The 26,042-nt window shown below is 63.1% G+C and carries 22 protein-coding genes, 1 tRNA gene and 1 pseudogene; 16 read left to right on the forward strand and 8 right to left on the reverse strand.

Annotated elements, in window-relative coordinates:
* Nucleotides 1-294: 294 nt before the first annotated feature.
* Nucleotides 295-1,185 carry an N-formylglutamate amidohydrolase gene (locus tag ABVK50_RS20940; RefSeq protein WP_353644750.1) on the reverse strand — a complete coding sequence of 297 codons (891 nt, stop codon included), beginning with the start codon at nucleotides 1,183-1,185 and terminating at the stop codon, nucleotides 295-297.
* A gap of 208 nt (nucleotides 1,186-1,393) precedes the next feature.
* Here ABVK50_RS20940 and cpdR point away from each other — a divergent pair, with 208 nt between their 5' ends.
* On the forward strand, nucleotides 1,394-1,756 hold the full coding sequence (gene cpdR, locus ABVK50_RS20945) for a cell cycle two-component system response regulator CpdR (protein ID WP_008835384.1): 363 nt from the start codon (nucleotides 1,394-1,396) through the stop codon (nucleotides 1,754-1,756).
* A 105-nt stretch (nucleotides 1,757-1,861) separates the two neighbouring features.
* Nucleotides 1,862-1,936, forward strand: a tRNA-Val gene (locus ABVK50_RS20950).
* Nucleotides 1,937-2,037: 101 nt separating this feature from the next.
* On the opposite strand, the gene ABVK50_RS20955 is transcribed toward ABVK50_RS20950, so the two are convergent.
* Genes ABVK50_RS20955 through ABVK50_RS20965 form a run of 3 tightly spaced genes read right to left on the reverse strand, consistent with a single transcriptional unit; the run spans nucleotide 2,038 to nucleotide 4,394 of the window.
* Nucleotides 2,038-3,084, reverse strand: a complete 1,047-nt coding sequence (locus tag ABVK50_RS20955; protein WP_353644749.1) for a phosphotransferase family protein — start codon at nucleotides 3,082-3,084, stop codon at nucleotides 2,038-2,040.
* On the reverse strand, nucleotides 3,081-3,557 hold the full coding sequence (locus ABVK50_RS20960) for a MaoC family dehydratase (protein WP_353644748.1): 477 nt from the start codon (nucleotides 3,555-3,557) through the stop codon (nucleotides 3,081-3,083). Before ABVK50_RS20960 ends, ABVK50_RS20955 begins: the two co-directional genes overlap by 4 nt.
* A gap of 21 nt (nucleotides 3,558-3,578) precedes the next feature.
* Nucleotides 3,579-4,394 carry an SDR family oxidoreductase gene (locus tag ABVK50_RS20965; RefSeq protein WP_353644747.1) on the reverse strand — a complete coding sequence of 272 codons (816 nt, stop codon included), beginning with the start codon at nucleotides 4,392-4,394 and terminating at the stop codon, nucleotides 3,579-3,581.
* 185 nt (nucleotides 4,395-4,579) lie between these two features.
* On the opposite strand from ABVK50_RS20965, the gene ABVK50_RS20970 reads away from it, so the two are divergent.
* Nucleotides 4,580-5,821, forward strand: coding sequence for an acyl-CoA dehydrogenase family protein (locus tag ABVK50_RS20970; protein ID WP_353644746.1), 1,242 nt, complete (start codon nucleotides 4,580-4,582; stop codon nucleotides 5,819-5,821).
* Nucleotides 5,822-5,878: 57 nt separating this feature from the next.
* On the opposite strand, the gene ABVK50_RS20975 is transcribed toward ABVK50_RS20970, so the two are convergent.
* The 3 genes from ABVK50_RS20975 to ABVK50_RS20985 form a co-directional block, all read right to left on the reverse strand.
* Nucleotides 5,879-9,004 carry an efflux RND transporter permease subunit gene (locus ABVK50_RS20975; protein ID WP_353644745.1) on the reverse strand — a complete coding sequence of 1,042 codons (3,126 nt, stop codon included), beginning with the start codon at nucleotides 9,002-9,004 and terminating at the stop codon, nucleotides 5,879-5,881.
* A gap of 9 nt (nucleotides 9,005-9,013) precedes the next feature.
* Nucleotides 9,014-10,198: an efflux RND transporter periplasmic adaptor subunit gene (locus ABVK50_RS20980; protein ID WP_353644744.1), complete on the reverse strand. Its 1,185-nt coding sequence runs from the start codon at nucleotides 10,196-10,198 to the stop codon at nucleotides 9,014-9,016.
* A 196-nt stretch (nucleotides 10,199-10,394) separates the two neighbouring features.
* Nucleotides 10,395-11,222, reverse strand: a complete 828-nt coding sequence (locus ABVK50_RS20985) for a MurR/RpiR family transcriptional regulator (protein ID WP_353644743.1) — start codon at nucleotides 11,220-11,222, stop codon at nucleotides 10,395-10,397.
* A gap of 170 nt (nucleotides 11,223-11,392) precedes the next feature.
* Here ABVK50_RS20985 and ABVK50_RS20990 point away from each other — a divergent pair, with 170 nt between their 5' ends.
* From ABVK50_RS20990 to ABVK50_RS21050, 13 genes and pseudogenes are all read left to right on the forward strand, one after another.
* Nucleotides 11,393-12,181, forward strand: a complete 789-nt coding sequence (locus tag ABVK50_RS20990; protein ID WP_353644742.1) for an N-formylglutamate amidohydrolase — start codon at nucleotides 11,393-11,395, stop codon at nucleotides 12,179-12,181.
* A complete protein-coding gene (locus ABVK50_RS20995) occupies nucleotides 12,174-12,683 on the forward strand; it encodes a TRAP transporter small permease subunit (RefSeq protein WP_353644741.1) in 510 nt (169 codons plus the stop codon). Before ABVK50_RS20990 ends, ABVK50_RS20995 begins: the two co-directional genes overlap by 8 nt.
* Entirely contained in the window at nucleotides 12,680-14,005 is a 1,326-nt protein-coding gene (locus ABVK50_RS21000; RefSeq protein WP_353644740.1) for a TRAP transporter large permease subunit, read from the forward strand. Before ABVK50_RS20995 ends, ABVK50_RS21000 begins: the two co-directional genes overlap by 4 nt.
* Nucleotides 14,006-14,036: 31 nt before the next feature.
* Nucleotides 14,037-15,101 (forward strand): TRAP transporter substrate-binding protein, encoded by a 1,065-nt coding sequence (locus ABVK50_RS21005; RefSeq protein WP_353644739.1) that lies wholly within the window; start codon nucleotides 14,037-14,039, stop codon nucleotides 15,099-15,101.
* 103 nt (nucleotides 15,102-15,204) lie between these two features.
* A complete protein-coding gene (locus ABVK50_RS21010) occupies nucleotides 15,205-16,575 on the forward strand; it encodes a glutamine synthetase family protein (protein WP_353644738.1) in 1,371 nt (456 codons plus the stop codon).
* A 33-nt stretch (nucleotides 16,576-16,608) separates the two neighbouring features.
* Complete coding sequence (locus ABVK50_RS21015) at nucleotides 16,609-17,994, forward strand: aldehyde dehydrogenase family protein (RefSeq protein ID WP_353644737.1); 1,386 nt, start codon at nucleotides 16,609-16,611, stop codon at nucleotides 17,992-17,994.
* A gap of 19 nt (nucleotides 17,995-18,013) precedes the next feature.
* A complete protein-coding gene (locus tag ABVK50_RS21020) occupies nucleotides 18,014-19,186 on the forward strand; it encodes an iron-containing alcohol dehydrogenase (protein ID WP_353644736.1) in 1,173 nt (390 codons plus the stop codon).
* A 229-nt stretch (nucleotides 19,187-19,415) separates the two neighbouring features.
* Nucleotides 19,416-20,520, forward strand: a pseudogene (locus ABVK50_RS21025) (ABC transporter substrate-binding protein).
* Nucleotides 20,521-20,701: 181 nt separating this feature from the next.
* Nucleotides 20,702-21,490, forward strand: coding sequence for an ABC transporter permease subunit (locus ABVK50_RS21030; RefSeq protein ID WP_353645861.1), 789 nt, complete (start codon nucleotides 20,702-20,704; stop codon nucleotides 21,488-21,490).
* The gene (locus ABVK50_RS21035; protein WP_353644735.1) at nucleotides 21,487-22,281 is read left to right on the forward strand and encodes an ABC transporter permease; all 795 of its coding nucleotides are present in this window, start codon (nucleotides 21,487-21,489) and stop codon (nucleotides 22,279-22,281) included. The genes ABVK50_RS21030 and ABVK50_RS21035 overlap by 4 nt, the downstream gene beginning before the upstream one ends.
* Nucleotides 22,282-22,291: 10 nt before the next feature.
* On the forward strand, nucleotides 22,292-23,356 hold the full coding sequence (locus ABVK50_RS21040; RefSeq protein WP_353644734.1) for an ABC transporter ATP-binding protein: 1,065 nt from the start codon (nucleotides 22,292-22,294) through the stop codon (nucleotides 23,354-23,356).
* 159 nt (nucleotides 23,357-23,515) lie between these two features.
* The gene (locus ABVK50_RS21045; protein ID WP_353644733.1) at nucleotides 23,516-24,427 is read left to right on the forward strand and encodes an endonuclease/exonuclease/phosphatase family protein; all 912 of its coding nucleotides are present in this window, start codon (nucleotides 23,516-23,518) and stop codon (nucleotides 24,425-24,427) included.
* Nucleotides 24,424-25,269, forward strand: a complete 846-nt coding sequence (locus tag ABVK50_RS21050; protein WP_353644732.1) for an EamA family transporter — start codon at nucleotides 24,424-24,426, stop codon at nucleotides 25,267-25,269. The genes ABVK50_RS21045 and ABVK50_RS21050 overlap by 4 nt, the downstream gene beginning before the upstream one ends.
* A 528-nt stretch (nucleotides 25,270-25,797) precedes the next feature.
* On the opposite strand, the gene ABVK50_RS21055 is transcribed toward ABVK50_RS21050, so the two are convergent.
* A complete protein-coding gene (locus tag ABVK50_RS21055) occupies nucleotides 25,798-25,983 on the reverse strand; it encodes a hypothetical protein (protein WP_353644731.1) in 186 nt (61 codons plus the stop codon).
* Nucleotides 25,984-26,042 lie beyond the last annotated feature (59 nt).

A 26,042-nucleotide genomic window follows, 5' to 3' on the forward strand; every position in this document is an offset into this window, starting at 1 on the left:
GAATCACTTGGCCGACTATAGCCGTGCTCATGCCGGTTCAGGGGCCATTTCCGCGATTTAATCAGGCAATTTGGCGCGTTTTGTGTTGCGCGGACGCAACATTCGACGTCTATTGCCCGATCTCCACATCAATATGAATTAATTATTCATGTATGCGCTTGACATTTGTGCAGCGCACAATAAATTTTAAGTCGGACAGGTTCTCCTGTCTATGCCCTCCTTGGGCGTTTCCTCCCTAGACTTCGACCGCGTTGTGCGAACAACGCGGTTTTTTTTGACCGGCAGATGCGCCGGCTATTCGGCGGCAAGCGGCAGGTCCACCAAATCGCGGTCTGGCATCCTCATCAGGTCGGCGCAGAACCGCGCCAGATCGTCGGCCAGCGCATCGAATCCGGCGGATCTCTGCAACGTCCGCTCGTTCATGTAGAGCCCGCGATTGACCTCGATCTGAAGCGCGTGGAGGCCCCGCGCCGGCCGTCCGTAATGCTCGGTGATGAAGCCGCCGGCGTAAGGCTTGTTGTGCGCGACGGTGTAGCCCATCGACGTCAACAGCCCGATTGCTTTTTCGGTGAGCGCCGACGCGGCCGACGCGCCGAAGCGGTCGCCGATGATGAAATCGGGCCGCACACCGCTGTCGCCGATCCGGATGCTGGCTGGCATCGAATGGCAGTCGATCAACACGCCGTAACCGAAGCGCTGGTGGGTCCGCGTCACCAGCCGCTTGAGCGCGTCGTGATAGGGCTTGTAGACGGCCTCAATGCGCGCCACCGCCTCTGTGAGAGGCAGGCGGCTCGCATAGATGTCGAGCCCCTCGCCAACCAGCTTAGGCACGGTGCCGAGCCCGCCGGCCACGCGCGCCGAGCGGATATTGGCATAGGGCGGCACAGGCTCGACGAACATGCGCGGGTCGAGTTCCCACGGCTCTCGGTTGACGTCGAGATAGGCGCGCGGAAAGTTCGCCGCCAGCATCGGCGCGCCCAACGCCACGGCGCTGCCGAACAGTTCGTCAACGTAGCAGTCCTCGGAGCGGCGGATCGCATTGCGGTCGAGCCGGATCATGGCGAGGAACCGGTCGGGATAGTGGGAGCCGCTATGCGGGGAATTGAAGACGAACGGCACGCTCTGCTCGGCGGCGGTGCGGATCTCGAACGGCGCAAGCGCCGAAAAGTCATCGGCCGCCGTCATCGACACATGCCCGCGAACACCACTCCATCATGGCTTCGAAACTGCCATCTGGCGGCCATTCTGTCCAGCGGTTCGACGCGAAGGCGGACGCTGTGCATCAGCGGCGGCATGACTGCATTCACTTGATCTTTACCGTCGGCTCTTCATATAGAGATGGTTAACCAGACTGGCTGCAAGCAGTCTTTGCAGGTGATTCGGACGGGAAAACATGGCACGCATTCTTCTGGCGGAGGACGACGACGACATGCGTCGGTTTCTGGTCAAGGCGCTTGAGCGCGCTGGCTACGACGTCAGCGATTTCGACAATGGCGCCAGCGCCTATGAGCGTCTGCGCGAAGAGCCGTTCTCGCTGCTTCTGACCGACATCGTCATGCCGGAAATGGACGGCATCGAGCTGGCGCGGCGTGCGACCGAGATCGACCCCGACCTGAAGGTGATGTTCATCACCGGCTTTGCCGCGGTGGCGCTCAATCCCGATTCCAAGGCGCCTAAGGATGCCAAGGTGCTGTCGAAGCCGTTCCACCTGCGCGATCTCGTCAATGAGGTCGAAAAGATGCTGCAGGCCGCCTGACGGCGCAATGCGGCCCGGCTCCAGGCCGGTGCAAATAGCCGGCCTTTGGACAATTCTCGCTATTGACGCGCTCGGCCATAATATGGTGTATGCGCGGCTTCGGATGGGCGTGTAGCTCAGCGGGAGAGCACTGCATTGACATTGCAGGGGTCACAGGTTCAATCCCTGTCACGCCCACCATCCTTTCAAGCACTTAGCCATCTCTCTCCTTCCGGCCGCACAAAATGCCCTGCTGCACGATCCGGGGTACCAACGGCGGGAGGGACGCGCACCGCATCGCCTCACAGCGGCGCCTTACCCTCGTCGATCAGCCGCGCCGCCTGTCCCGACAGCAGCTTCACTGCCTCGCCGTACATTCTCGCCTTCTCCGGATTTGAGGCGTTGCCGTCCAGGGCGCGCTTGTAGACGCCCTGGCAGATCGCCGCGAGACGGAAGAAGGAGAAAACAAGAAATACCGTCCAATTGGTGATGCCGTCGATGCCGCGCCGCCGGCAATATGCGGCAACATAGTCCTCTTCCGAAGGCAGGCCGAGCGCACGGCGGTCGAGGCCGCCTAGGCCGCGAAAGCCCGATGCATGCGGCAGCCGCCACTGCATGCACTGGTAGGCGAGGTCCGCATAGGGATGGCCGAGCGTCGACAGTTCCCAATCGAGCACAGCAAGCACCTGCGGTCTGTCGGCCGCGAAGATCATGTTGTCGAGCCGGTAATCGCCATGGACCAGCGAGACGACGCCGTCATCCGGCGGGATATGTGCCTCCAGCCAGTGGATCAGCCGGTCCATGTCGGACAACACGCCGGTTTCGGAAGCGCGGTACTGGCTTGTCCAGCGGCCGAGCTGGCGCTCGAAATAGCTACCTGGCTTGCCGAAATCTTCGAGGCTGACAGCCGCCGGATCGACATCATGCAAGGCTACGAGCGTTGCGTTCATGGCGTCGTAGATCGCCGCGCGTTCGGCATTGGACGCGATCTCGGGCAGCGCCGGGTCCCAGAAAATGCGGCCTTCAACGTAGCTCATAACGTAGAACATGCGTCCGATCGGCGAATCCTCGGCCGATAGGTGCAGCATTTCGGGAACCGGAACCGCCGTGGGGGCCAGCGCCTTCATGATGCGGAATTCGCGATCGACCTGATGCGCGGATTTCAGCAATTGCCCGGGCGGCTTGGCCCTCAGCACATAGCGGCCGGATGTTGTTGTTGTCAGCAGATAGGTTGGATTGGATTGGCCGGACTGGAACTTCTCGATCGACAGGAGCCCGGCAAAGCCCGGGATTTCCGCCTCCAGATAGGGTGCGAGCGCCGCCTGGTCGAGCGTGTTCGGGTCGTTCATCCCGTAGCTTTCTCCGGCTCGACCATGGTCAGCGTCAGCCAGCGCGCCGTCAGCGCCGGCTTCTTCGATCCTTCGATCTCGATGGTCACCTCGTGCGCGACCTGAATCCAGCCGGAGGGCCGGACTTTTACGTCGGCGAGCAGGAATTTCGTCCGGATGCGGGCGCCGGTCTTTACTGGCGCAACGAATTTCAGGTTCTCGAATCCCTGGTTGATGCCCAAGCCGGCGCCCTCCAGCGGCGGAATGGTCTCGTAGGCCATGGCCGACAGAAGCGACAGCGTCAGGAAGCCGTGCGCGATCGTACCGCCGAACGGGGTTTCGGCCGCCGCCCGTTCCGGATCGCAATGGATGAACTGGTGGTCGTCGGTCGCATCGGCGAACAGGTCGATCATCTGCTGCGTGACGGTGCGCCAGGGCGATGTGATTTCGGATCCGACGCCGGCCACGAGTTGATCAACGGTTATGGGTTTCAAGCTTTCGGCTCCCGGTACAGATCATTCCTTGAACAGCGTCATGCCATGCTGCACCGACTGTCCGCCGTCGATGGGCAGTATGGCGCCGGTGACATAGCTGCCCGCGCGGCTGCACAGATACAGGGTCGCGCCGGCAATGTCATCGGGCGCGCCGATCCGGCCGATCGGGACGTGACTCGCCACCCGGTCTGCGCCTTCTTCGGTGCCGGTGGCGAACGCCGTCATGCGGCTGCGGAAGGGTCCGGGCGCGAAGGCGTTGACGGTGATGCGCCGGCCGGCCAGTTCGATCGCCAGCGTCCGGGTCAAATGATGCACCGCCGCCTTCGAAGCTGTGTAGGAATAGGCGTCGTCGGCCAGCGGCTGCGTTCCCATCACCGAGCCGAGATTGATGATACGCGCCGGATCGTCATCGCTCGCCGCCTTGGCCAGCAGCGGCAGCAGTTCCCGCGTCAGGTGGAACAGCCCGGTGACGTTGACGTCGAACACTTTCGCCCAGGCCTTGTAGGGAAAACTCTCCAGCGGCTCGCCCCACGACGTGCCGGCATTGTTGATCAGTATGTCCAGCCGGTCCGTCCGCTCCTTGACCGCGGCGGCAAGCGCCAGCACGCCCGCCTCGGTCGCGACGTCACCACGGAAGCCCTCTGCTTTGCCCGGCGCGCCGAGTGCGTTCAACTCGCCGGCGACGCGGGCGCAATCCTCGCCCTTGCGCGAGGCGATCATCACGCTCGCGCCCGCCCGGACCAGCGCGGTTGCGGCCATGCGGCCGATGCCGGTCGCTGCCCCTGTAACCAGAGCGGTCTTGCCCGTCACCGAGAAAAGCTCGTCGAGATAGGACATGGAAAACCTCCCAGCTGCGCCGCGGCGCTCGTTCACGATGGCGTTGCAACGGCAAGCCAGTATGTTGATGCGGCGCCCGCCGTAAAGGTCTGAGCGCGGCTTGTTCGACGAGTCTTTTCGGTTCATGTCTGACCAGGTGGTGATCCGCGCGTTGCGTGGGCTCGGCTTCACGGAGGAGAAATCGGATGTCTGAGATGGCCCTCGGCATGACGGAGCGGCTGAAGCCGATCCACGAACGCGTCGCCCGCATAATACGGGAAGAGATCATCCCGCTCGACGCGGAATTCCTCGCCGAAGTCGGCAAGGCCGGCGACCGCTGGGTCTATACCGATCGCCAGACCGAAATCCTCGGCGGGCTGAAGGCGAAGGCGCGCGAGCGCGGCCTGTGGAACTTCTGGCTGACCGGCTCGGAGAGCGGCTACGGCCTCTCTACGGTGGAATACGCCTATCTTGCCGAGGAGATGGGACGCGCCCACCTCGGCGCCGAAACCTTCAACTGTTCCGCCCCCGACACCGGCAATATGGAGGTGCTGGAGCGCTACGGCTCGGAAGATCACAAGGAGAAATGGCTACGGCCCTTGCTGGACGGCAAGATCCGCTCCGCATACCTGATGACCGAGCCGGATGTCGCCTCCTCCGACGCCACCAACATCGCCATGCGCTGCGAGCCCGACGGCGACAATTATGTGCTGAACGGCGAGAAGTGGTGGGCTACGGGCGCCGGCGATCCGCGCTGCAAGATCTACATCGTCATGGTCCGGACCGGCGATGACGCTGCGCCGAAGCACAAGCGGCATTCGATGATCCTGGTGCCGGCCGATACGGGCGGTGTGAAGAAGCTGCGGCCGATGACCGTCTATGGCGACGACGATGCCCCGCACGGCCATTTCCACATCCGCTTCGAAAATGTGCGCGTACCGAAGGAGAACCTGATCCTTGGCGAGGGCAGAGGCTTCGAGATCGCGCAAGGCCGTCTCGGCCCCGGCCGCATTCATCATTGCATGCGGGCGATCGGCCAGGCTGAATCGGCGCTGGAGATGATGTGCCAGCGTTCGCTGCGCCGCGAGGCGTTCGGCAAGCAGCTTGCCGAGCTAGGCGCGAATTTCGACATCATCGCCGAGTGCCGCATGGAGATCGAGATGGCGCGCCTGCTTTGCCTCAAGGCGGCTTGGATGATCGACCAGGGCGATGCTCGCGCGGCCGCGCCCTGGATCAGCCAGATCAAGGTGGTTGCGCCGCGGGTGGCGCTGAAGGTCGTCGACGAGGCGGTGCAGATGTTCGGCGGCGCCGGCGTCAGCCAGGACACGCCGTTGGCGCGCGCCTGGACGCATCTGAGGACTTTGCGCCTCGCCGACGGCCCCGACGCAGTGCACCGGCGCCAGGTCGCGCGAGCGGAACTCAGGAAATACACTCAGGAAAATATCTGAGGCCGGGGAAAAGCGCCCCTCCGAATACGACGCTGAGACGAGAGGACGTCAGGCGGCTTACTCTGCCGGTTCCATGCCGGTATAGGCTGCCTCGTCGAGTTCGCGCTTCAGCCGCGCCTCTTCCTCGATCTTCGGCGTCACGAACCTTCCGAGCAGCAGATAGGCCACCGGCGTCAGGAACAGCGTCGAGACGGTCGCCAGTCCGAGCCCGCCGACAATGATCCAGCCGAGCGCTATGCGCGCTTCGGCCCCGGCGCCGCTCGCCAGTACCAGCGGCAGGCCGCCCAGGATGGTGCAGATCATGGTCATCAGCACGGGCCGCAGGCGGATGTTCGACGCCTCCTCGATCGCTTCGCGCACGCCCATGCCCCTGTCGCGGAGTTGGTTGGCAAATTCGACGATGAGGATGCCGTTCTTGGCCATGATGCCGACCAGCATGACCAGGCCGATCTGGCTGTAGACATTGAGGCTGGTCCCCGTAAGCAGCATCGCGAACACGGCGCAGGCAAGACCGAGCGGCACCGTCGCCATGATGATAATGGCGCTGACGAAGCTCTCGAACTGGGCGGCCAGCACGAGCAGGATGATGACGATGGCGAAGCCGAAGACCGCGAACATGCTGCTCGACTGTTCACCCAGCGTCGCCGTTTCGGCGAGCGGTATGATGCGGCTGCCGGCAGGGAGCAGCGGAGCCGCAATCTCCTGCGCGGCCTCATAGGCAGCGCCGAGAGCAAAGTCGTCGCGCAGCCCCGAGGTGATGGCGACGGCACGCAATTGCTGCTCGCGCGCCAGCGACGGCGGCACGGCCTGTTCGGTCAGGCTGGCGATGGTCGACATGGGAACGAAACGGCCGTCGCCGGCGCGAAGGTAAACGTTCTCCAGGTCTGTCGGGTCGTTGATCGGGTTGGTGGTCGAAACGAATTTGACGTCATAAGCGCGGTCGTCGATGAAAACCGAACCGACTTCGCGCCCGTCGAGCATGGACTGCATGGCTTCGGCAAGCCCGGCTATATCAATGCCGACGTCGGACGCGCGTTCGCGGTCGATGCGCACGGAAAGCTGCGGCTGGGTGGTGTCGGTGGAAAGCCGAGGCTGCTGGAACCGGGGGTCCTTCTCCATCTCCGCGACGATTGCGGCCGCGGCCTTGCCAAGGTCGGCATAGTTGTTGCCGGCGACCGCGAATTGCAGGCCGCTGCCGGCACCGCGGATGCCCAGGCTGTTCGGCTGGGCGGCGAAGACCCTTACGCCCGGCACCTGCCGCATCAAATCTTCGACCTCATCGACGATCTGCTGCTGAGTGCGCTCGCGCTCGTGCCATGGCGCGAGAGACAGCACCATGAAACCGCTATTGGACGAGCTGTTCGATCCGGCGATGCCGAAGGTGCTTCGAATCTCGCCCGCCTGGCGCATGGGGGCAACCAGTTGTTCGATCTCGCGCATCTTCTGCGACAGGTAGTCGAGGCTGACGCCTTGCGGCGCGGTGATGCGCAGGAAGGCGGACGAACGGTCCTCGGGCGGAGTGAGTTCCTGCTGAATGGTGCCGGACACGCCGAATGCCGCCGCGCCGAAGAGCACCGACGCCAGAACGACCAGGGCTGGAGCATTCAGGCACGCGCGAAGGATGCGTCGGTAAAGGCCGGCCAGGCTCTGGCCCACGCGGGCGACGACGCCAGTCCGCTCCTCGCCGGCATGGCCGCGAAGCATTCGCGACGCAAGCATGGGACAAAGCGAAAGCGCAACGACAGCGGAGAGGCTGACCGAACACGCCAGCACGAACCCGAATTCCCGGAACAGGCCGCCGGTCTGGCCGGGCAGGAAGGACAAGGGGACGAACACGGCGATCAACGTCGCCGTGGTGGCGATGACCGCGAAGAACACCTCCTTGGCGCCCAGCACGGCGGCGGCGCGCGGGCCCATGCCCTGGTTGCGCCTGCGCACGATATTCTCGAGCACGACGATGGCGTCGTCGACGACGAGGCCGGTGGCCAGGACCAGCGCCAGCAGGGTCAGGATGTTGATCGAGAAGCCGGCCAGGTAGATCGCCGCGACGGTCCCGATCAGCGCGACCGGCATGGAGAAACCCGGAATGAGGGTCGCGCGCCAATCCCAGAGGAAAAGGAAGATGACGAGCAGCACCAGTGACACCGAAAGGCCGAGGGCGATCTCGACCTCATGGATCGCGCCCTGGATGAACGTCGCATCGTCGCTGGTGACGCGGATCTCCATGCCTTCGGGAAGCGTCTCGTTAAGTTTCGCGGCCGCTGCGCGCACACCCTCCGAAATGTCCAGCGTATTGGACTGAGCCTGCCGCACGATGCCGAGGCCGATGCCGGTGGCGCCGTTGGCGCGAAGGCTGGATTCGCCGATGTCGGGACCGAGCGTGACCGTTGCGACATCGCCCAGACGCGTCCGCCCATTGATTATGATGTTCTCGAAGGCCTCCGGCGTCGTCAACGAGGCCGTTGCGCGCACGACCAGATCCTGCGTGTTGCTGGTCAGCGATCCTGCCGGTGCGTCGAAGGCCATCGAGGAGAGCGCGCTGCTGATATCGGCGACGGTCAGGCCATGGCCGGCGAGGCGCGCCTGGTCGATGTCCACCCGGAAGATCTTGTCGCGGTCGCCGTAGACTTGCACGTCGGCCACCCCGGGAACCGCAGCGAAGGCGTCGACCACCTCCTCTTCGATCAACACAGTCATATCCTCGACGGACATGTCCTGCGAAGTAACGGCCAGACGCAGCACTGCTTGCGCGTTGGCGTCGGCCTTCACGATGCGCGGTGTGTCGGCAAGGTCGGGAAGCTGGTTCTGAACCCTCGACACAGCATCGCGCATGTCCGAGGCCGCAGTATCAAGATCGACATCGTCGCCGAATTCGACCGTGACCCGGCTGCGGCCGAAGGAGGAGGTCGACGATATCGCTTCCACGCCGGCCACGCGCGAGACCGCGCCTTCCACGATGGCCGTCAGTTCGCGGTCGATGGTTTCTGCGGCGGCGCCGGTGAAATCGGTGGAAATGGAAATTACGGGCCGGTCGACATCCGGCAGTTCACGAACCTCGACACCGGCCAGGGCCGCCAGACCCGCCACCACGATCAGCGTGTTCAGGACGAAGGCCAGCACCGGACGGCGCACGAAAAGCGCCGTCATGCCTTTTTCGCTGTTGGGGTCCTGGTTTGCGGCCATAGTGGCGCCTCAGGAGCCGCTGCCGGAGGCGAGTGGCGTCGGCATGGCCGATGCCGCGGGTTCTCGGCCGGCAATGAGCAGTTCGGCGCCCTCGCGGACGACGTGAATGCCCTCCGTGACCACTTCGACACCGGCGCGTATGTCGGCGTCGATCAGGACGTTCTCCGTGTTGCGCTGGACGATGCGAACGGGCGTGCGCTTGGCCCTGCCGTCCTCGCCTATCGCCCAGACGAAGGCTCCGTCGGCGCCCCACTGGATGGCAAGCGGATCGACCGAAGGGTAGGTGTCGCCGGCAAAACGCATCGACACCTGGAAGGACATGCCGGCCCGCAGCGTATCGTCGGGATTGCCGATGCGCGCCCGCACATGCAGCGTGCGGCTGGCCTCGTCGAGCCGGTTGTCGACCGCGCTGACAGCGCCTTCGAACACCTGGTTGGGACGGGCGATCGAGGTGGCGCTCATCGGCATGCCGACGGTGATGGCGCTGGCGTAGCGTTCCGGCACCCAGAAATCGACGATGATGCTGGAGCGGTCGTCGAGCGTGGCGATGGCCGTCTCGGTGGTGACGTAATTGCCGGCCTCGACCGGCAATATGCCGACAATGCCGGAGATCGGCGCGACGATGGAGCGGCGCTCAAGCGCAAGCTGGGCGTCGCGCAGCGCCAGGCGCGCATTTTCGAGCGCCAGTTCCGCTTCGGTCATCTGGACGGCGGTGGCGGTGTTGGACGAACGCAGCGCCTTGATGCGCTCGACGCGCGCTTCGGCGTCGGCCATGGCGATGCGGGCCCGATCGACCGCGATTTCCTCGGTGTCCGAGTCGAGTCGGGCGATGATGTCGCCAGCGCGGATGCGGCTGCCCGCGGTGACCGCAACTTCGGTCAGCCGGCCGGCCGAATAGGGTTTCACAATAACGGATTTGTCGGCTCGGCCGGTGCCGATCGCCGACAGCCGGTCATTGATCGTGGCAGGAGTGACCGGCCGCGTCACGACAGCGGTTTGAAGGCCCGAACCCCGCCCGCCACCCTGACGACGGCCGCCGGTGGCTGTATTTTCAGATTTAGGCGCAGCTGCCAGCGCCCATTCGATCCCCCAGCTTGCGAGCATTTCCGGCGCGCCGGGGAAGAACCGCACCCAGGCCGCGGCTGCCGCCACAAGGATGACCACGGCGATAAGAAGTTGTTTCCAGGCGGCCATCGGGACTCCGGTCGGCAGTCGGTTTCGCGTCCACCCGGCCTCTGCCGTACCGAAAGCGAGCCGGGAAACTTTCGGGCGCAAAAGCACCCGGAAATCAGTACGCGGCCTTTATGACAATTCGCAGGCCGGTACGCACCTTAAATATCCGTAATATCACACCGCGCCCGCCTTAGCCAAAATCACGAAACGCTGATTTTCAACGCAGATTCTCCATCTCGCGGATGCGCTTGGCGCTATCGGCCTCGAGTTCGCGCGTGACCTCGCCTATCAGCGCCTCGGCGACCACGAAGAGGGCGGAGGACGAATCCCAAGGCGAAGGGACCGCCGTGCGTCCGGCGATGACATGGCGGGCGAAGCGGGCGATGGGCGACAGCCATTGGTCGGTGAAAAGCACGATCTGCACGCCGCGCTGATGCGCCGTCTCCGCGAAGCGGATCAGGCTGTCCTGGTAGCGGCGGATGTCGAAGATCAGAACCACGTCACGCTTGCCCATGTCGATAAGCTGATCGCGCCAATTGCTTTCCTGGCCGGTCAGATGGAAGACGTTGGGCCGGATGATCGTCAGATGCGCCGCCATGTAGCGCGCCACCGGGTCGGTGAAGCGGCCGCCGATCAGGAAGATCTTGGCGCGCGGATTGGAAAGCTGGACGACGATTTCGCGCATCTGCTTTTCCGAGACGTGCCGGAAGGTTTCGCGGATGTTCTCGAGCGTCGCCTCCAGCATCGGCGAGGCCTGTCCGCGGCGATGCGAGGAGGACGAGGCGGTGCGCGACAGCGGTGACTGCAATTGCGCGGCAAGTTCATCCTGCAGCGCCGACTGGAATTCCGGATAGTTCTGGAAGCCGAGGCGGGAAACGAAGCGCAGGATCGTTGGCGAACTGACGCCCGCCTGTGCCGAGAAATCAGCGACGGTCTTCAGCCCGATCATCGGATAGCTTGCGATCAGCGTCTGCGCGGCGCGACGTTCGCCGGCCGGCATCGTGTCGATGCGATCAGAGATCAGTTCGGCAATGCTCGACGACAATGAACCCTCTCGCAGCCGCCGGTTGTGGTCCAATGGATGTCCCCGCTTTTGCGGCCGTCAACAGCGCGAACGCGTTTGACAAACCTTCCGAATGTGTATGAAATCATCCATTGAGGCGCAATGATAGAAAATACGTACCATACGATACGCGCTTCAGGGGACGACGACAAATGGAACCTGCGCGGTCCGCCGAGCAACCAATTTCCAATGCCGTCCGGATCACGAACCGCAACGGTCGTAGTCCGATCGTCCTCATTTGCGATCACGCATCAAACTTCATTCCCAAGCGCTTTGGAGACCTCGGCCTCGGAAAACGCGAGCTCGAAAGCCATATCGCCTGGGATCCGGGCGCTCTGCCGGTGGCCCGCAGGCTTGCCAAGGCGCTCGATGCGACGCTGATCGAATCCCGGCTTTCGCGCCTGCTGATCGATTGCAACCGGCCGCTCGACGCGCCCGACCTGATCTGCGCGGTCAGCGAGACCACCGCCGTTCCGGGCAATGCGGACCTTTCGGTCCAGGACCGCCAGGCTCGCGTCGCACTGTCATGGCAGCCCTTTCACGAGGCTGTCGAACGGCTGATCAAGGACCGACTATTGCAGGATCGGGAAACCACGCTGGTTTCGATCCATTCCTTCACCCCAGTCTACAAGGGAGTGAGGCGGCCGTGGCATATCGGCATCTTGCATGACGAGGATCGGAGCATCGCGGATCCCATGATCGCCGCTCTGAAAATATCGGGCGGCATCGTCGTCGGCGACAATCAACCGTATTCGCCGGCCGACCGCGTGTATTTCACGCTGGAGCGGCACGGGCGTTCGCGCGGGCTCTCCTGCGTCATGGTCGAAATCCGCAATGACGAGATCGGCGACGAAGCCGGCCAGCGCCGATGGAGCGACATGCTTGCCGGGATTCTCGCGGGAATGCCGGTAGCCGCCGAACGGGAACGGACCATTGCCTGAAGTTGTGAAAACCTATGTCCGTATCGTGGATGCATGGAGCCGATACCTGGGCCTCTTCACCATGTATCTGGTGTTCCTCATGATCGGCATTTTGTTCTATGCCTCGGTCATGAAGGTCTTCTTCCTGCCGTCGAACTGGACCGTCGAAATGGCCCAGTTCGTCATGGTCGCGTATTTCGCGCTCGGCGGAGCCTACACGATTCGCGAAGGCGACCATGTACGCATGGACTTGCTCTACAGCGGCTTTACGATGCGCGGCAAGGCGCGGGCGGACTTGTTCACCTCGATCGTGCTGGTCGGCTTCCTCGTCATGCTCCAGATCGGCGGCATAGCTTCGTTGGTCTACGCGTTTCAATATGGCGAGAAGAGCTTCTCGGCTTGGGCGCCGGTGATGTGGCCCATCAAGGTCGTGCTCAACATAGGCATCTTTTGCACGCTGCTGCAGGCAGTCGCGATCTTTTTCAAGGACTGGGCGACGCTCAGGGGGGAATCTCTCTCGTGAGTTATAGCCTCATCGCAACCTTGATGTTTTCATCGATGATGCTGCTGCTCCTGACGGGGCAGCGGGTGTTCGCCGTGATCGGCTTCGTCGGCGCAACCGCGGCGGTCTTGCTGTGGGGCACGGGAGGCATCGAGATTCCCTTCACCGCCATCATCAAGGTGATGAAGTGGTATCCGCTGCTGACGCTGCCGCTTTTCGTCTTCATGGGCTACATGCTCGCCGAATCGCGCATCGCCGACGATCTCTACAAGATGTTTCACGTCTGGTTCGGTCCTGTTCGGGGCGGACTCGCGATAGGCACCATCCTGATGATGGTCATTATTTCAGCCATCAACGGGCTCAGCGTCGCCGGGATGGCTGTGGGCGCAACCATCGCGCTCCCGGAACTTTTGAGGCGCGGCTACGATAAGGTCATGGTAACCGGCGTGATCCAGGCGGGCTCCACGCTTGGCATTCTCGTGCCGCCGAGCGTGGTGCTGGTTCTATACGGCATGATCGCACGCCAGCCCATCGGCAATCTCTGGATGGCTGGCGTGTTCCCCGGCCTGATCATGGCGGCGCTCTTCATCATCTACATCACAGTCCGATGTTTGCTTCAGCCGAAGCTCGGCCCGCCCCTGGTGAAAGAAGAACGTGACCAGTACACGTTCGGCCAGAAGGTGGCTCTCGCGCGGGCTGGTCTGATCCCGCTCGCTATTTTCCTCTCCATGACCGGACTGTTCCTGACCGGCGTCACCAGCCTCGTCGAAAGCTCGGCCGTGGGCGCAGTCGCCTCGATCGTGGCCGCGTGGCTGCGGGGCGGACTCAACTGGACGGTGCTCCATGACACGACGCGCAAGACGCTCGGCATTTCCTGCATGTTCTTCTGGATTATCACCGCCGCGCTCTGTTTCGGCGCCGTGTTCGACGGGTTAGGCGCGGTACGCTCTATCGAAAACCTGTTCCTCGGCGAGCTTGGCCTCGAACCTTGGCAGGTTCTGGTCTTGATGCAGCTCACCTTTGTTGGTCTCGGTGTCTTCCTCGACGACACGGCCATGCTGGTTATTGTCGCGCCGCTCTTCATCCCGCTAGCCGGAGCGCTGGGCTTCGATCTGGTTTGGTATGGGATCCTTTACACGATCACCTGCCAGATTGCGTATCTGACGCCGCCCTTCGGCTACAATCTCTTCCTGATGCGCGCCATGGCTCCTCCGGAAGTGACGCTGCCCGACATTTACCGGTCAGTTTTCCCGTTTGTCGGTATCATGCTGCTCACGCTGCTGATCATCGGGATATTCCCGGAGACCGCGACGTGGCTGCCGAACTACTATTATTCAAAGTAGGCCTAAGGCTGTTCAACCAGAGGGAATGACAATGGAAAAAATCCAGAATAGACGCATCTTCCTGAAGAAGGCAGGGCTCGTGACGGCAGGCGCCGTCGGCGCCTCGACCCTGGCGACGCCCTATGTGATGGCGCAGACGACGCCGATCAAATGGCGCCTCCAGACCTATGCCGGGGCGGCGCTCGGACCGCATGTCACCAAGCCTGCGGTCGATATGTTCAATGCCGCCGCCAAAGGCGAAATGGAGATCGAACTCTACTTCGCCGACCAACTCGTGCCGACCGGCGAACTGTTTCGAGCCATGCAGGCAGGCACGATCGACGCGGTCCATTCGGACGACGATTCCATGGCGGCGCCGGTCGATATCTCGGTGTTCGGCGGCTATTTCCCGTTCGCGACCAAGCATATCCTCGACGTGCCGGTGCTATTCAACCAGTACGGGCTCGCCGACATATGGCGCGACGAGTATGCCAAGGCCGGAGGGGTTGTGTGGCTCTCGGCCGCGGGCCAGGATCCGTGCCACTTCAACACCAAGAAGGCGCTCAATTCCCTGGCGGACCTGCAGGGCCTTCGCCTCTACACCTTCCCGACCGCCGGACGGTTCCTGTCTCAGTTCGGCGTGGTTCCGGTATCCATACCGTATGAGGACGTGCAGGTCGCGGTGCAGACCGGCGAACTCGACGGCATGTCCTGGTCGGGCATCACCGAAGACTACACGGTGGGTTGGGCCGACGTCACCGATTACTTCACGACCAACAACATCTCCGGCGCCTGGATCGGATCGTGGTTCGTCAATGAAAAGAAGTGGGCGGACACTCCGGAGCACCTGAAGCAGTTGTGGCTTGCCTGCGTCGACGCCAGCCACACCTATCGCAACCAGTGGTATTGGGGCGGCGAGGCGAAGCTTCGCGCGACGGGCGACAAGCTGAAGCTTACGACGATCCCGGCCGCCGAATGGGCCGAGGTGGAGAATGCTGCGCTGAAATTCTGGGATGAGATCGCGGCCGAGAGCGAGACCCGCGCCAAGGTGGTCGGCATCTTCAAACAGTACAACGAGATCCTGAAAAAGGCCGGCGGCGTCTACACCCAGGGATAACGCCGACAGATTGTGCGATAGAGCCCGGCTGCTCCGAGCCGGGCTCCTTGCGTGGACAAGACGATGCCGATCAAGCCGGCGTTCGTGCAAAATGAGGAAGAAAATGGCCGGAAATGTTTCATTCGATGAATTGAAAGCGGCAGTCGCCGGAAGCGAGATCGACACCGTTCTCGCCTGCGCCGTCGACATGCAGGGTCGCCTCGTCGGCAAGCGCTTCCTGGCCAAATATTTCGTCGAGTCGGCCTATGACGAGACGCATGGCTGCAACTACCTGCTGGCCAACGACATCGATATGGAGCCGGTGCCCGGCTACAAGGCGGCAAGCTGGTCCAAGGGCTATGGCGACTTCGTCATGAAGCCCGACCTGTCGACCATCCGCCGGGTGCCGTGGCTGGAGAAGACGGCGCTTTTGCTATGCGACCTGCAGGATCATCATACCCATGAAGATCTGGGCCATTCGCCCCGGGGCATCCTCAAGAAGCAGGTAAAGCGGCTCCAGGAGCGCGGCTATCTCGCCTATTTCGCCTCCGAACTCGAATTCTACCTGTTCAGCGAAAGCTACGATTCCGCCCGCGCCAAGCATTGGCAGAATCTGGAAACCGCCTCGCCCTATATCGGCGACTACCTGATCGGCATCACCACCAAGGAAGAGGGTGTGATGCGGCGGCTGCGCAACGAAATGGAAGCCGCCGGCATCCCGATCGAGAACTCGAAGGGCGAATGGGGCCCGGGCCAGGAAGAAATCAACGTCCGCTACGCCGAAGTGCTGGAGATGGCGGACCGCCACGTCATCCTCAAGAATGGCGCCAAGGAAATCGCCGACAGCATGGGCAAGGCCATCAGCTTCATGGCCAAATACAATTACGGCCTCGCCGGCAATTCCAGCCACATCCATAATTCGCTGTGGAGCGCCGACGGCAAGACGCCGCTTTTCTACGATAGCAACAGCGAATGGACGCTGAGCCGGCTCGGCCAGCAATGGGCGGCCGGCCAGCTTAAATACGCCAGGGAATTCACCTGGTTCCTTGCGCCCTACATCAACTCCTACAAGCGCTTCCAGGCCGGCACCTTCGCGCCGACCAAGATCATGTGGAGCGAGGACAACCGCACGGCCGGTTTCCGGCTTTGCGGCGAGGGCACCAAGGGCATCCGCATGGAATGCCGCATCGGCGGCGCCGACCTCAACCCGTATCTGGCCTTCGCGGCGCTGATCGCCGCAGGCCTCGCCGGCATCGACGAGAAGCTCGAGCTGCAAAAGCCCTTCGTCGGCGATGCCTACCAGGCGGCCGAACTGCCCGAAATTCCTAAGACCCTGCGTGACGCGACGCAAACCCTGGCCGAGTCGAAGATGCTTCGGGAGGCGTTCGGCGAGGAGGTCATCGAGCACTATGTCCACACCGCGAAATGGGAGCAGATGGAATACGATCGCCGCATCACCGACTGGGAACTGCATCGCGGGTTCGAGCGGTATTGATCGGCTCAAGAAAAAGAAGAACACGAGGACGACATGACGGAAACCATCAAGCTCAAATCCCCCATCGACGGCTCGATCTATGCCGAGCGGCCGGTTGCCACCGATCAGGCAGTCAACGGCGCGGTCGAGCGCGCCAGAGCCGCCCAGGCGGAATGGGCGCAAACGTCGATCGCCGAGCGCGGCAAGTACCTGCTCGCCTTCCTCGAGGCGCTGCTGGCCATGAACGACGAGATCGTGCCTGAACTCGCCTGGCAGATGGGCCGGCCAACGCGCTACGGCGGCGAGAAGGGCGGCGCCGAGGAGCGCACCCGCTACATGGTGGCGCTCGCCGAAAAAGCGCTGGCGCCTTACGTGCCGGAGGACCGGCCGGGCTTTCGCCGCTACCTAAAGAAGGAGCCGCTCGGCGTGGTGTTCGTCATCGCGCCGTGGAATTATCCTTATCTCACCGCCGTCAATTCGATCGTGCCCGCTTTGATGGCCGGCAACGCCGTAATCCTCAAGCATGCAGCGCAGACGCTGCTCGTCGGCGAACGTTTCCAACAGGCCTTCGACAAGGCCGGCCTGCCGAAGGGCGTATTCCAAAACATCGTGCTGAACCACGCCCAGACGGAGAAGCTGCTGGGCTCCGGCAAGATCGACCACGTCAACTTCACCGGTTCGGTGGCCGGCGGGCGGGCGATCGAGAAGGCGGCTGCCGGAACCTTCATGACGCTCGGCCTCGAACTCGGCGGCAAGGATCCAGCCTATGTGCTGCCCGACGTGAAGCTCGACCACGCCGTCGCCAACCTCGTCGACGGCGCATTCTACAATTCCGGCCAGTGCTGCTGCGGCATCGAGCGCGTCTACGTGCACGAGAAGGTCTATGACGACTTCGTCGAGGGCTTCATCGCCGAGACGAAGAGCTATCGCGTCGGCAATCCGCTCGACCAGGCGACCACGATGGGCCCGATGGCGCAGGCCCGCTTCGCCGATTTCATCCGCGAGCAGAAGGCCGAGGCGCTGCGCAAGGGCGCGACCGCGCATATCGGCATGAAGGTCGAGGGCGACCGCGACGGCTCGCCCTATCTCGCGCCGGAAGTTCTTACCAATGTCGATCACCAAATGAGCGTCATGCGCGAAGAGAGTTTTGGTCCGATCGTCGGCATCATGAAGGTGCGCAACGACGAGGAGGCCATCGCGCTGATGAACGACAGCCCCTACGGCCTGACCGCCTCGATCTGGACCACCGACACCGACCGCGCAGCGGCGATCGGCGACCGCATCGAGACCGGCACGGTGTTCATGAACCGCTGCGACTATGTCGATCCCGGCCTTGTCTGGACGGGCGTCAAGGACACCGGGAAAGGCGGCGCCATGTCGGTCGTCGGCTACGAGAACCTGACGCGGCCGAAGAGCTACCATCTGCGCGAAACAATCTGATTTCTTCGAAAGCACATTAATGACCAAGCTCTTTTCCAAATGGAATTACCCGACCACTGTTCGCTTCGGCGCCGGGCGTATATCGGAATTGCCGGACGCGCTCACCGCCGCGGGCATCGAGCGGCCGCTTTTCGTCACCGATCCCGGCTTGGCGAAACTGCCGGTCGTGGCCAGCACGCTGAGGCTGCTGGACGATGCCGGGATTCCGTATGGCGTGTTTTCGGACGTGAAGCCGAACCCGGTTGAATCCAACCTCACCGCCGGCATCGAAGTCTTCAAAAAGGGCGAGCATGACGGCGTCATCGCCTTCGGCGGCGGCTCGGGCCTCGATCTCGGCAAACTGATCGCCTTCCAGGCCGGCCAGACGCGGCCGGTCTGGGATTTCGAGGACATAGGCGACTGGTGGACGCGCGCCGATTCCAATGCCATCGCGCCGATCGTCGCCGTGCCGACAACTGCGGGCACGGGCTCGGAGGTGGGTCGCGCCGGCGTGCTGACGCACGAGGCAAGCCACACCAAGAAGATCATCTTCCACCCGAAGCTCCTGCCGGCGATCGTGATCGCTGACCCCGAGCTGACCACCGGCATGCCGCCCTTCATCACCGTCGGCACCGGCATGGATGCACTCGCCCACTGCCTCGAAGCCTATTGCGCGCCGGGCTATCACCCGATGGCGGACGGCATTGCGATCGAGGGCATCAGGCTGGTGTTCGAGAACCTGCCGAAGGCCTATGCGGACGGCAGCGATCTGACCGCCCGCGCCCATATGATGAGCGCTGCCGCGATGGGGGCGGCGGCCTTCCAGAAAGGCCTCGGCGCTATCCATTCGTTGTCGCATCCGATCGGCTCGCTCTACGACACCCATCATGGCATGACCAATGGCGTCTTCATGCCCTACGTGCTCGCCTTCAATCGCGCGGCGGTGGAAGCGCGCATCGAACGGCTTGCTGCCTATCTCGGCATTTCCGGCGGCTTCGACGGTTTCGCGGACGCCATTTTGAAGCTGCGCAGGGACCTGAAGGTGCCGCACACGCTGCCGGAGCTGATCAAGGATTTCGGGATGGACGGCGAGCGCAAGGCGCTGATCGCCGAGATGGCGGTCGCCGATCCGAGCACGGGCACCAATCCGGTGGAACTCACCGGGAAGGCCGCGGCCGGCCTGCTGGAGAACGCGATTTCGGGCAAGGTTTGAGTGCAACCAGGGAGCGTTCAATGCGAGGGAGGAGGGGAGAGGCGATCTCGAAAGTTCGGCGAATATATTAGCCGGAAAAGTAACTGCTTGCGATTGCTACAAGCCGTTAAAAGTAGTTAACTTTTCAGGCCTCGGGGGTTAGGGCGGTCCAGCTTTTCATCGGACTGTCACTAGGTAGCGGTAACCGCATCGCAGGCGTCAAATGGCGTCAGTTCAATGGAGAGAACACATGTTCAGTTTCACAGGGAAGGTCCTTTCCCTCTCGGCGGCGTCGCTTGTGGTGACGACCGCTTTCGTCTCGGCACAGACGATGGACGAACTCGTCGCGGCAGCCAAGGCAGAAGGCCAGTTGACCACGATCGCGCTGCCGCATGACTGGTGCGGCTATGGCGAGGTCATCGCCGGCTTCAAGGCGAAGTACCCGGAAATCACCGTCAACGAACTCAATCCCGACGCCGGCTCGAGCGACGAGATCGAGGCGATCAAGGCGAACAAGGACAATAAGGGTCCGCAGGCGCCGGACGTCATCGATGTCGGCCTCTCCTACGGTCCATCGGCCAAGCAGGAAGGGCTGGTCCAGCCCTATAAGGTCTCGACCTGGGACACGATCCCGGACGACGCCAAGGATGCCGAAGGCTACTGGTACGGCGACTATTACGGCGTGCTGTCGTTCGAGGTGAATAAGGATCTGGTGCCGAACCCGCCGGCGGACTGGGCCGACCTCTTGAAGGACGAGTACAAGAACGCAGTGGCGCTCGCCGGCGATCCGCGCGCCTCCAACCAGGCGATCCAGGGCGTTTATGCAGCCGGTCTCGGCTCGGGCGGTACCGACGCGAAGTCGGCCGCCGAGAAGGGCCTCGCCTTCTTCAAGGAACTGAACGAAGGGCAATTTCGTTCCGGTTATCGGCAAGGCGGCTACGCTGGCGCAGGGCCAGACGCCGATCCTGATCACCTGGGACTACAACGCCCTTTCGGGCCGCGACACGCTGAACGGCAACCCGCCGGTCGACGTTATCGTGCCGAAGACCGGCGTGGTGGCCGGCGTCTACGTTCAGGCGATCAGCGCATTTGCGCCGCACCCGAACGCCGCCAAGCTGTGGATGGAGTACCTCTATTCGGATGAAGGTCAGCTCGGCTGGCTCAAGGGCTACTGCCATCCGATCCGCTTCAACGATCTCGCCAAGAACGGCAAGATCCCGCAGGAGATGCTCGATAAGCTGCCGCCGGCCGCTTCCTACGAAGCCGCCGTGTTCCCGACGCTCGAGGATCAGGCAGCCGCCAAGGAGATCATCACCAAGCAGTGGGACGCCGTAGTCGGCGCGAACGTGCAGTAAGCATGCGGATGCGGCGGGCGGCCAAAAGACGCCCGCCGCATCTCATCTGCTGCCCCGCCCCATGGCACATTTAAGCGATACTGAAGTGGCAATCGAGCCGGCCGCAGCGAAGGCTGCGGGCGGGAAATTCCGTTTGCCGACTCAATGGCTGGGCGTCGCGCCTTTCTTCATCTTCGCGCTGATGTTCCTGATCTTCCCGACGATCTATCTGGTCGTCGGCGCATTCCAGAACAATCAGGGCGAATTCACCCTCGAAAACATCATCGCGCTTTCGCAGCCCTCGATCATCGCGGCCTACTGGATCTCGATCAGGATCAGCCTGGCCTCGGCCCTGCTCGGGGCGCTCGTCGGGCTCGCCATCGCGATCGCTATCGTGCGCGGCGGGCTGCCCGCCTGGGTGCGTTCCGCGACGATGACGTTTTCCGGCGTCGCCTCCAACTTCGCCGGCGTTCCGCTGGCCTTTGCCTTCCTCGCAACGCTCGGCCGCCTTGGCCTTGTCACGATCCTGCTGCGCGAGATCGGTGTGAATATCTACGCGCTCGGCTTCAACATTCTTTCCTTCTGGGGCCTGACGCTCACGTATCTGTTCTTCCAGATTCCGCTGATGGTGGTCATCATCACGCCGGCTATCGACGGACTGAAGAAGGAATGGGGCGAGGCCGCCGCCACGCTCGGCGCAACCCAGTTCCAGTACTGGCGCATGGTCGCCATACCCGTTCTGTGGCCCAGCTTCCTGGGCACCGTGATCCTGCTCTTCGCCAATGCCTTCGGCGCGATCGCAACGGCCTATGCGCTGACCGGCTCGTCGCTCAACATCGTGCCGATCCTGCTCTATGCGCAGATACGCGGCGACGTGCTGCACAATCCGCATCTCGGCTATGCCCTTGCCTTCGGAATGATCTTCGTCACCGGCCTCGCCAATGTGTTCTACATCTGGTTCCGGACGCGCAGCGAAAGGTGGCTGAAATGAAGGCCGGACGTTTCTGGGCCTGGGTCACTTTTGCGGTCGGCGCGGCCTATTTCTTCATTCCGCTGATCGCGACGTTCGAATTCTCGTTGCGCATGCGGCGCGGCGAATATTCCTTCGACGCCTATCGCGTGGTGTTCGGCGATGTCCGCTTCCAGGAGACTTTCGGCTATTCGGTCGTAATTGCCTGCTTCACCATCCTGCTCGGGGTGCTGATCGTCGTGCCGACGGCCTACTGGATCAGGCTACGCATGCCGCATATCCGGCCGGTGGTCGAGTTCATCACACTGTTGCCACTCATCATCCCGGCCATCGTCATCGTGTTCGGTTACATCCGCATGTATGGCTCCTCGTCGCCGCTGCCCTTTCTCGCGACACGGCGCGGCACCGACCTCTTGCTGATCATCGGCTATGCGACGCTGGCGCTGCCTTATATGTACCGCGCTGTCGACACCGGCTTGAGAACCATTGACGTGCGCACGCTGACCGAGGCGGCGCAGATACTCGGCGCCGGCTGGACCACGATCATCGCCAGGATCATCCTGCCCAATGTGCTGATCGCGGTCCTGTCGGGCGCGTTCCTCACTTTCGCGATCGTCATCGGCGAGTTCACAATCGCGAGCCTGCTCAACCGCCCGGCCTTCGGCCCGTATCTGCAAAACATCGGCGCCAACCGCGCCTATGAGCCGGCGGCACTTGCCGTGATCGCTTTCGCCATCACCTGGGGGTGCATGGCGGTGATCCAGCTTCTTTCCCGGTTTGCGCCCAAATCGGCCAACAACCCGTCGCACTGAAAGCCCCGCCATGGCCGAAACCTTCCTCTCGATCCAGAATGTCCACAAGGCCTTTGGCGCGACCACCGTGGTCGAGGATTTCAACCTCGATGTCGAACGCGGCGAGTTCGTTTCGTTCCTCGGGCCGAGCGGCTGCGGCAAGACCACGATGCTGCGTATCGTCGCCGGTTTCGAGGAGCCCAGCGCCGGCATAGTGATGGTCGGCGGCAAGGACGTCACTAATTTGAAGCCCAACCAGCGCGATATCGGTATGGTGTTCCAAGCCTACGCGCTGTTTCCGAATCTGACGGTCGCGCAGAATATCGGCTTCGGGCTGAAAGTCGCGGGCGTTCCGCGGGCCGAGGCCGACGCCCGCATCGCCGAAATGCTGTCGATCATCAAGCTGCCGGAGTTCGGCAGCCGCTATCCCTATCAATTGTCGGGCGGCCAGCAGCAGCGCGTGGCACTCGCCCGCGCGCTGGCTCCGAAACCGAAGCTGCTGCTGCTCGACGAGCCGCTGTCGGCGCTCGACGCCAAGGTCCGCGTGTCGCTGCGCGAGGAAATCCGCCTGATCCAGAAGAAGCTCGGCATCACCACCATCTTCGTTACACACGATCAGGAAGAGGCGCTGTCCATGTCGGACCGCATTGTCGTCATGTATGGCGGCAAGGCCGAGCAAGTGGGCACGCCCTTCGAGATCTACAACAAGCCGGCGACGCGCTTCGTGGCGTCGTTCGTCGGTACGCTCAACATCCTCGAAGGCACGGTCGCCGATCCTGCGAGCGGCACGGTGCGCATCAATGGCAGCGAGATCGCGCTGAAGCGTGCGCTCGACGGCAAGGCGGCCGGCGACGAAATTTCGCTCGCCCTGCGGCCAGAGGCGATTTCGGTCGGCAATCATCCCGGCCGCGATGCGAGCATCGCCGGCGAGATTTCCGATGTGAGCTTCCTCGGCTCGGTTATCCGCGTGCGGGTCGGCGTCGGCAAGAACGCCGTGTCACTCGACACTTTCAACAGCCCTTCCACGCCGCCGCCCGTGGTCGGCGAGACGGCCAACATAACCTTTGCCGCATCCGATCTTCTGGTGCTGCAGTAGCACTGCCTTCCCTCCCTTGACGGGAGGGTCGATCCGCGAATCGGATCGGGGTTGGGTCGTTCGGAAGCGCGCGGTCCTCGCTGGCCCAAGCTTCGCCTCTCCGCTTCTCATTGCCAGCTAAATACCGAAAGCGTACTGCGAACAGCGGGGGATTTTGGCGTGAAGCTCGTCAGCTATAACATTCAATATGGTTTCGGAGCCGACGGCCGCTACGACCTCGAGCGGACTGCGCGCGTTGTCGCCGCGGCTGACATCATCGCGCTGCAGGAGGTGGAGCGCGGTTGGCAGCGGACCGGATTCGACGACCAGCCCGAGATCCTCGGCCGGCTGCTGCCGGAGCATTACTGGGTCTATGGCCCGGCATTCGACATGGACGCCAGCACCCGCGTGGACGGTCGCGTCGTCAACCGGCGGCGTCAGTTCGGAACCATGCTCCTTTCGCGCTGGCCGATCGTGTGGTCGCACCTGCACCTACTGCCCATGCGCCGGACAATAGCGCCGCTCAACACACAGAATCCCGCGCTCGAATGCATGATCCGCACGCCGGCCGGCCCGGTGCGGTTCTTCTCGCTGCACCTCGCCCATATCGGAGCGGAGGAGCGGCTGGAGCAGATCGCATTCCTGCAGGACCTGCATCGCCGCACGCCGTTTCAGGGCGGGCCGTGGAGCGGCGTGGACGACGAGCCGGAGCGCGACTGGACGCATGGCGAGAGCGAGCCGGAATGCCCGCTGGCGGCGATCTGGCTGGGCGACTTCAACTGCGAGCCGGACAGCGCCGAGTACCGGCGCATCACGGGCGCCACGCCATACCATGCCGGAGCCGCCTATCTCGACGGTTTTGTCGATGCGGCGGCGGTCGCCGGCCACAGGCCTGGCGATCTTTATACCCATGTGAAGGAGATCGGCGGCCTCATCAGAAAACGCCAGCTCGACTATTGCTTCGTGGGATCGATGCTCGCCTCCCGCGTGCGCTCGGCCAGCGTCGACAATGCCGAGATCGCCTCGGACCACCACCCGCTTCGGGTCGACATCGATCTCGATGATCCGGCTTCGCGGATCATGCCGGAATGACGCTTACCGTTTTCTTCGCCGTGCTCGCAGCCGCCGCCATGCATGCCGCATGGAACGCGCTGATCAAGATGCGCGGCGACCGCTTTGCTTCGATCTCGCTGACCTCGCTCGGCATGAGCCTCGCGGCTCTGCCGGTCATTCCCTTCGTCGAGTTTCCCGGCGCTGACGTCTGGCCGTTCATCGTCGCCTCGCTAGCCATCCATATCGGCTACCGGCTGTTCCTAGTCATGGCCTACGAGGCCGGCGATCTCGCCCAGACCTATCCTCTGGCGCGGGGGGCTGCGCCACTGATGACCACGATCGGCGCGATCTTCCTGCTCGCCGAACTGCCGACGCCGCTGGCTATACTCGGCATCGTGCTCCTGTCGACGGGCACGCTGCTGATGTCGTTTCGCGGCGGGGCTGGGCTGGGCAGGCTCGACCGCCGGGCGGTCGGATTTGCACTGACGACCTCGATCTTCGTCGCCGGCTACACGCTGACCGACGGCAGCGGCGCACGCCTCGCCGCCACCGCCTCGAGCTATGCGGCATGGCTGTTTCTCTGCGATGGGCTGGTCTCGATTGCGGTCGGCTTTTATTATCGCGGGCGCGGCCTGCTTTCGATCATGAAGATGGAATGGCATGTCGGTGTCCTCACAGGTCTTCTCAGCGCCGCCTCCTACTGGATCGCCATGTGGGCGATGACGAAAGCGCCGATTGCGTCGGTGGCGGCGCTGCGCGAGACCTCGATCCTGTTCGCCATGCTCATTTCGGTCTTTGCGCTGCGCGAAAAGGTGACGGGATGGCGGGTCGCCGCTGCGCTTTGCATCGTCGCCGGCGTCGTGGCGCTCCGGCTGGGCTGAGGAACCGCGAAGCGCACTTTCCCTTTGCCACGCTGCGTTTCCGCCCTGGCCATTGACCCTTCGACAAGCTCAGGGTGAGGTAGTCGGGAAGACGGGCGGGCAAGAAAGCACCGCACGAATTCGTAAGACAAGAACAGGCACTCCCATGCCCGCCCGTCCGGTGTCTGTCGCCCGGTCGACCGGTCACGCGCCCCGCTCCATGTTCTTTCCATGGACAATGACGCGCGGATGATCCGCCTCCCTCCACGAAGCATTGGCGCTTCGCATCGGGAACGCCGGCCCGTCGGACGCCCTCAGGGCCATGGGTTCCGATCCCATGGCGGGAGGTCACCGCCGCCCTGCCTGATACCCGGTGCGCACCAGGTCCCGCCAGAACGGTGAGGCCATTATGCGGGAGCGGCAGGGTGTGGGACAAATCGGGTGCAGAAAAATTTCGAGTCGGCGGCTATGCCCTTGATCCACAAGGCGTAATTTTTCAGTCGGGCTGGAGAGAGGGTGGATTCTGTCCACCCTTGACGGCTGGAGTGCCTACTCAGGCTTCGGTTTCGGCGGCGCGCCGGGGATTGCGGTGGAGGTGACGGAAACCGGGTCGCTGGCCGGAAAACTGTCCTCCAGGCCCTCGTTCAGTTCCTCTTCCAGTTCCCGTTGATCTTCACTGCGGTCCGGAATATCCGCCTTCTTCCTGGGCTCCTCGGGCTTCTTCGCGTCAGGCATCGGATCGCCTCCCAAGCTCAAATTCGCCGGTCGTCGGGAAGCATCCTGCCACGGCGCGA

The organism is Mesorhizobium sp. WSM2240 (assembly GCF_040438645.1).
Classification (GTDB): domain Bacteria; phylum Pseudomonadota; class Alphaproteobacteria; order Rhizobiales; family Rhizobiaceae; genus Allomesorhizobium.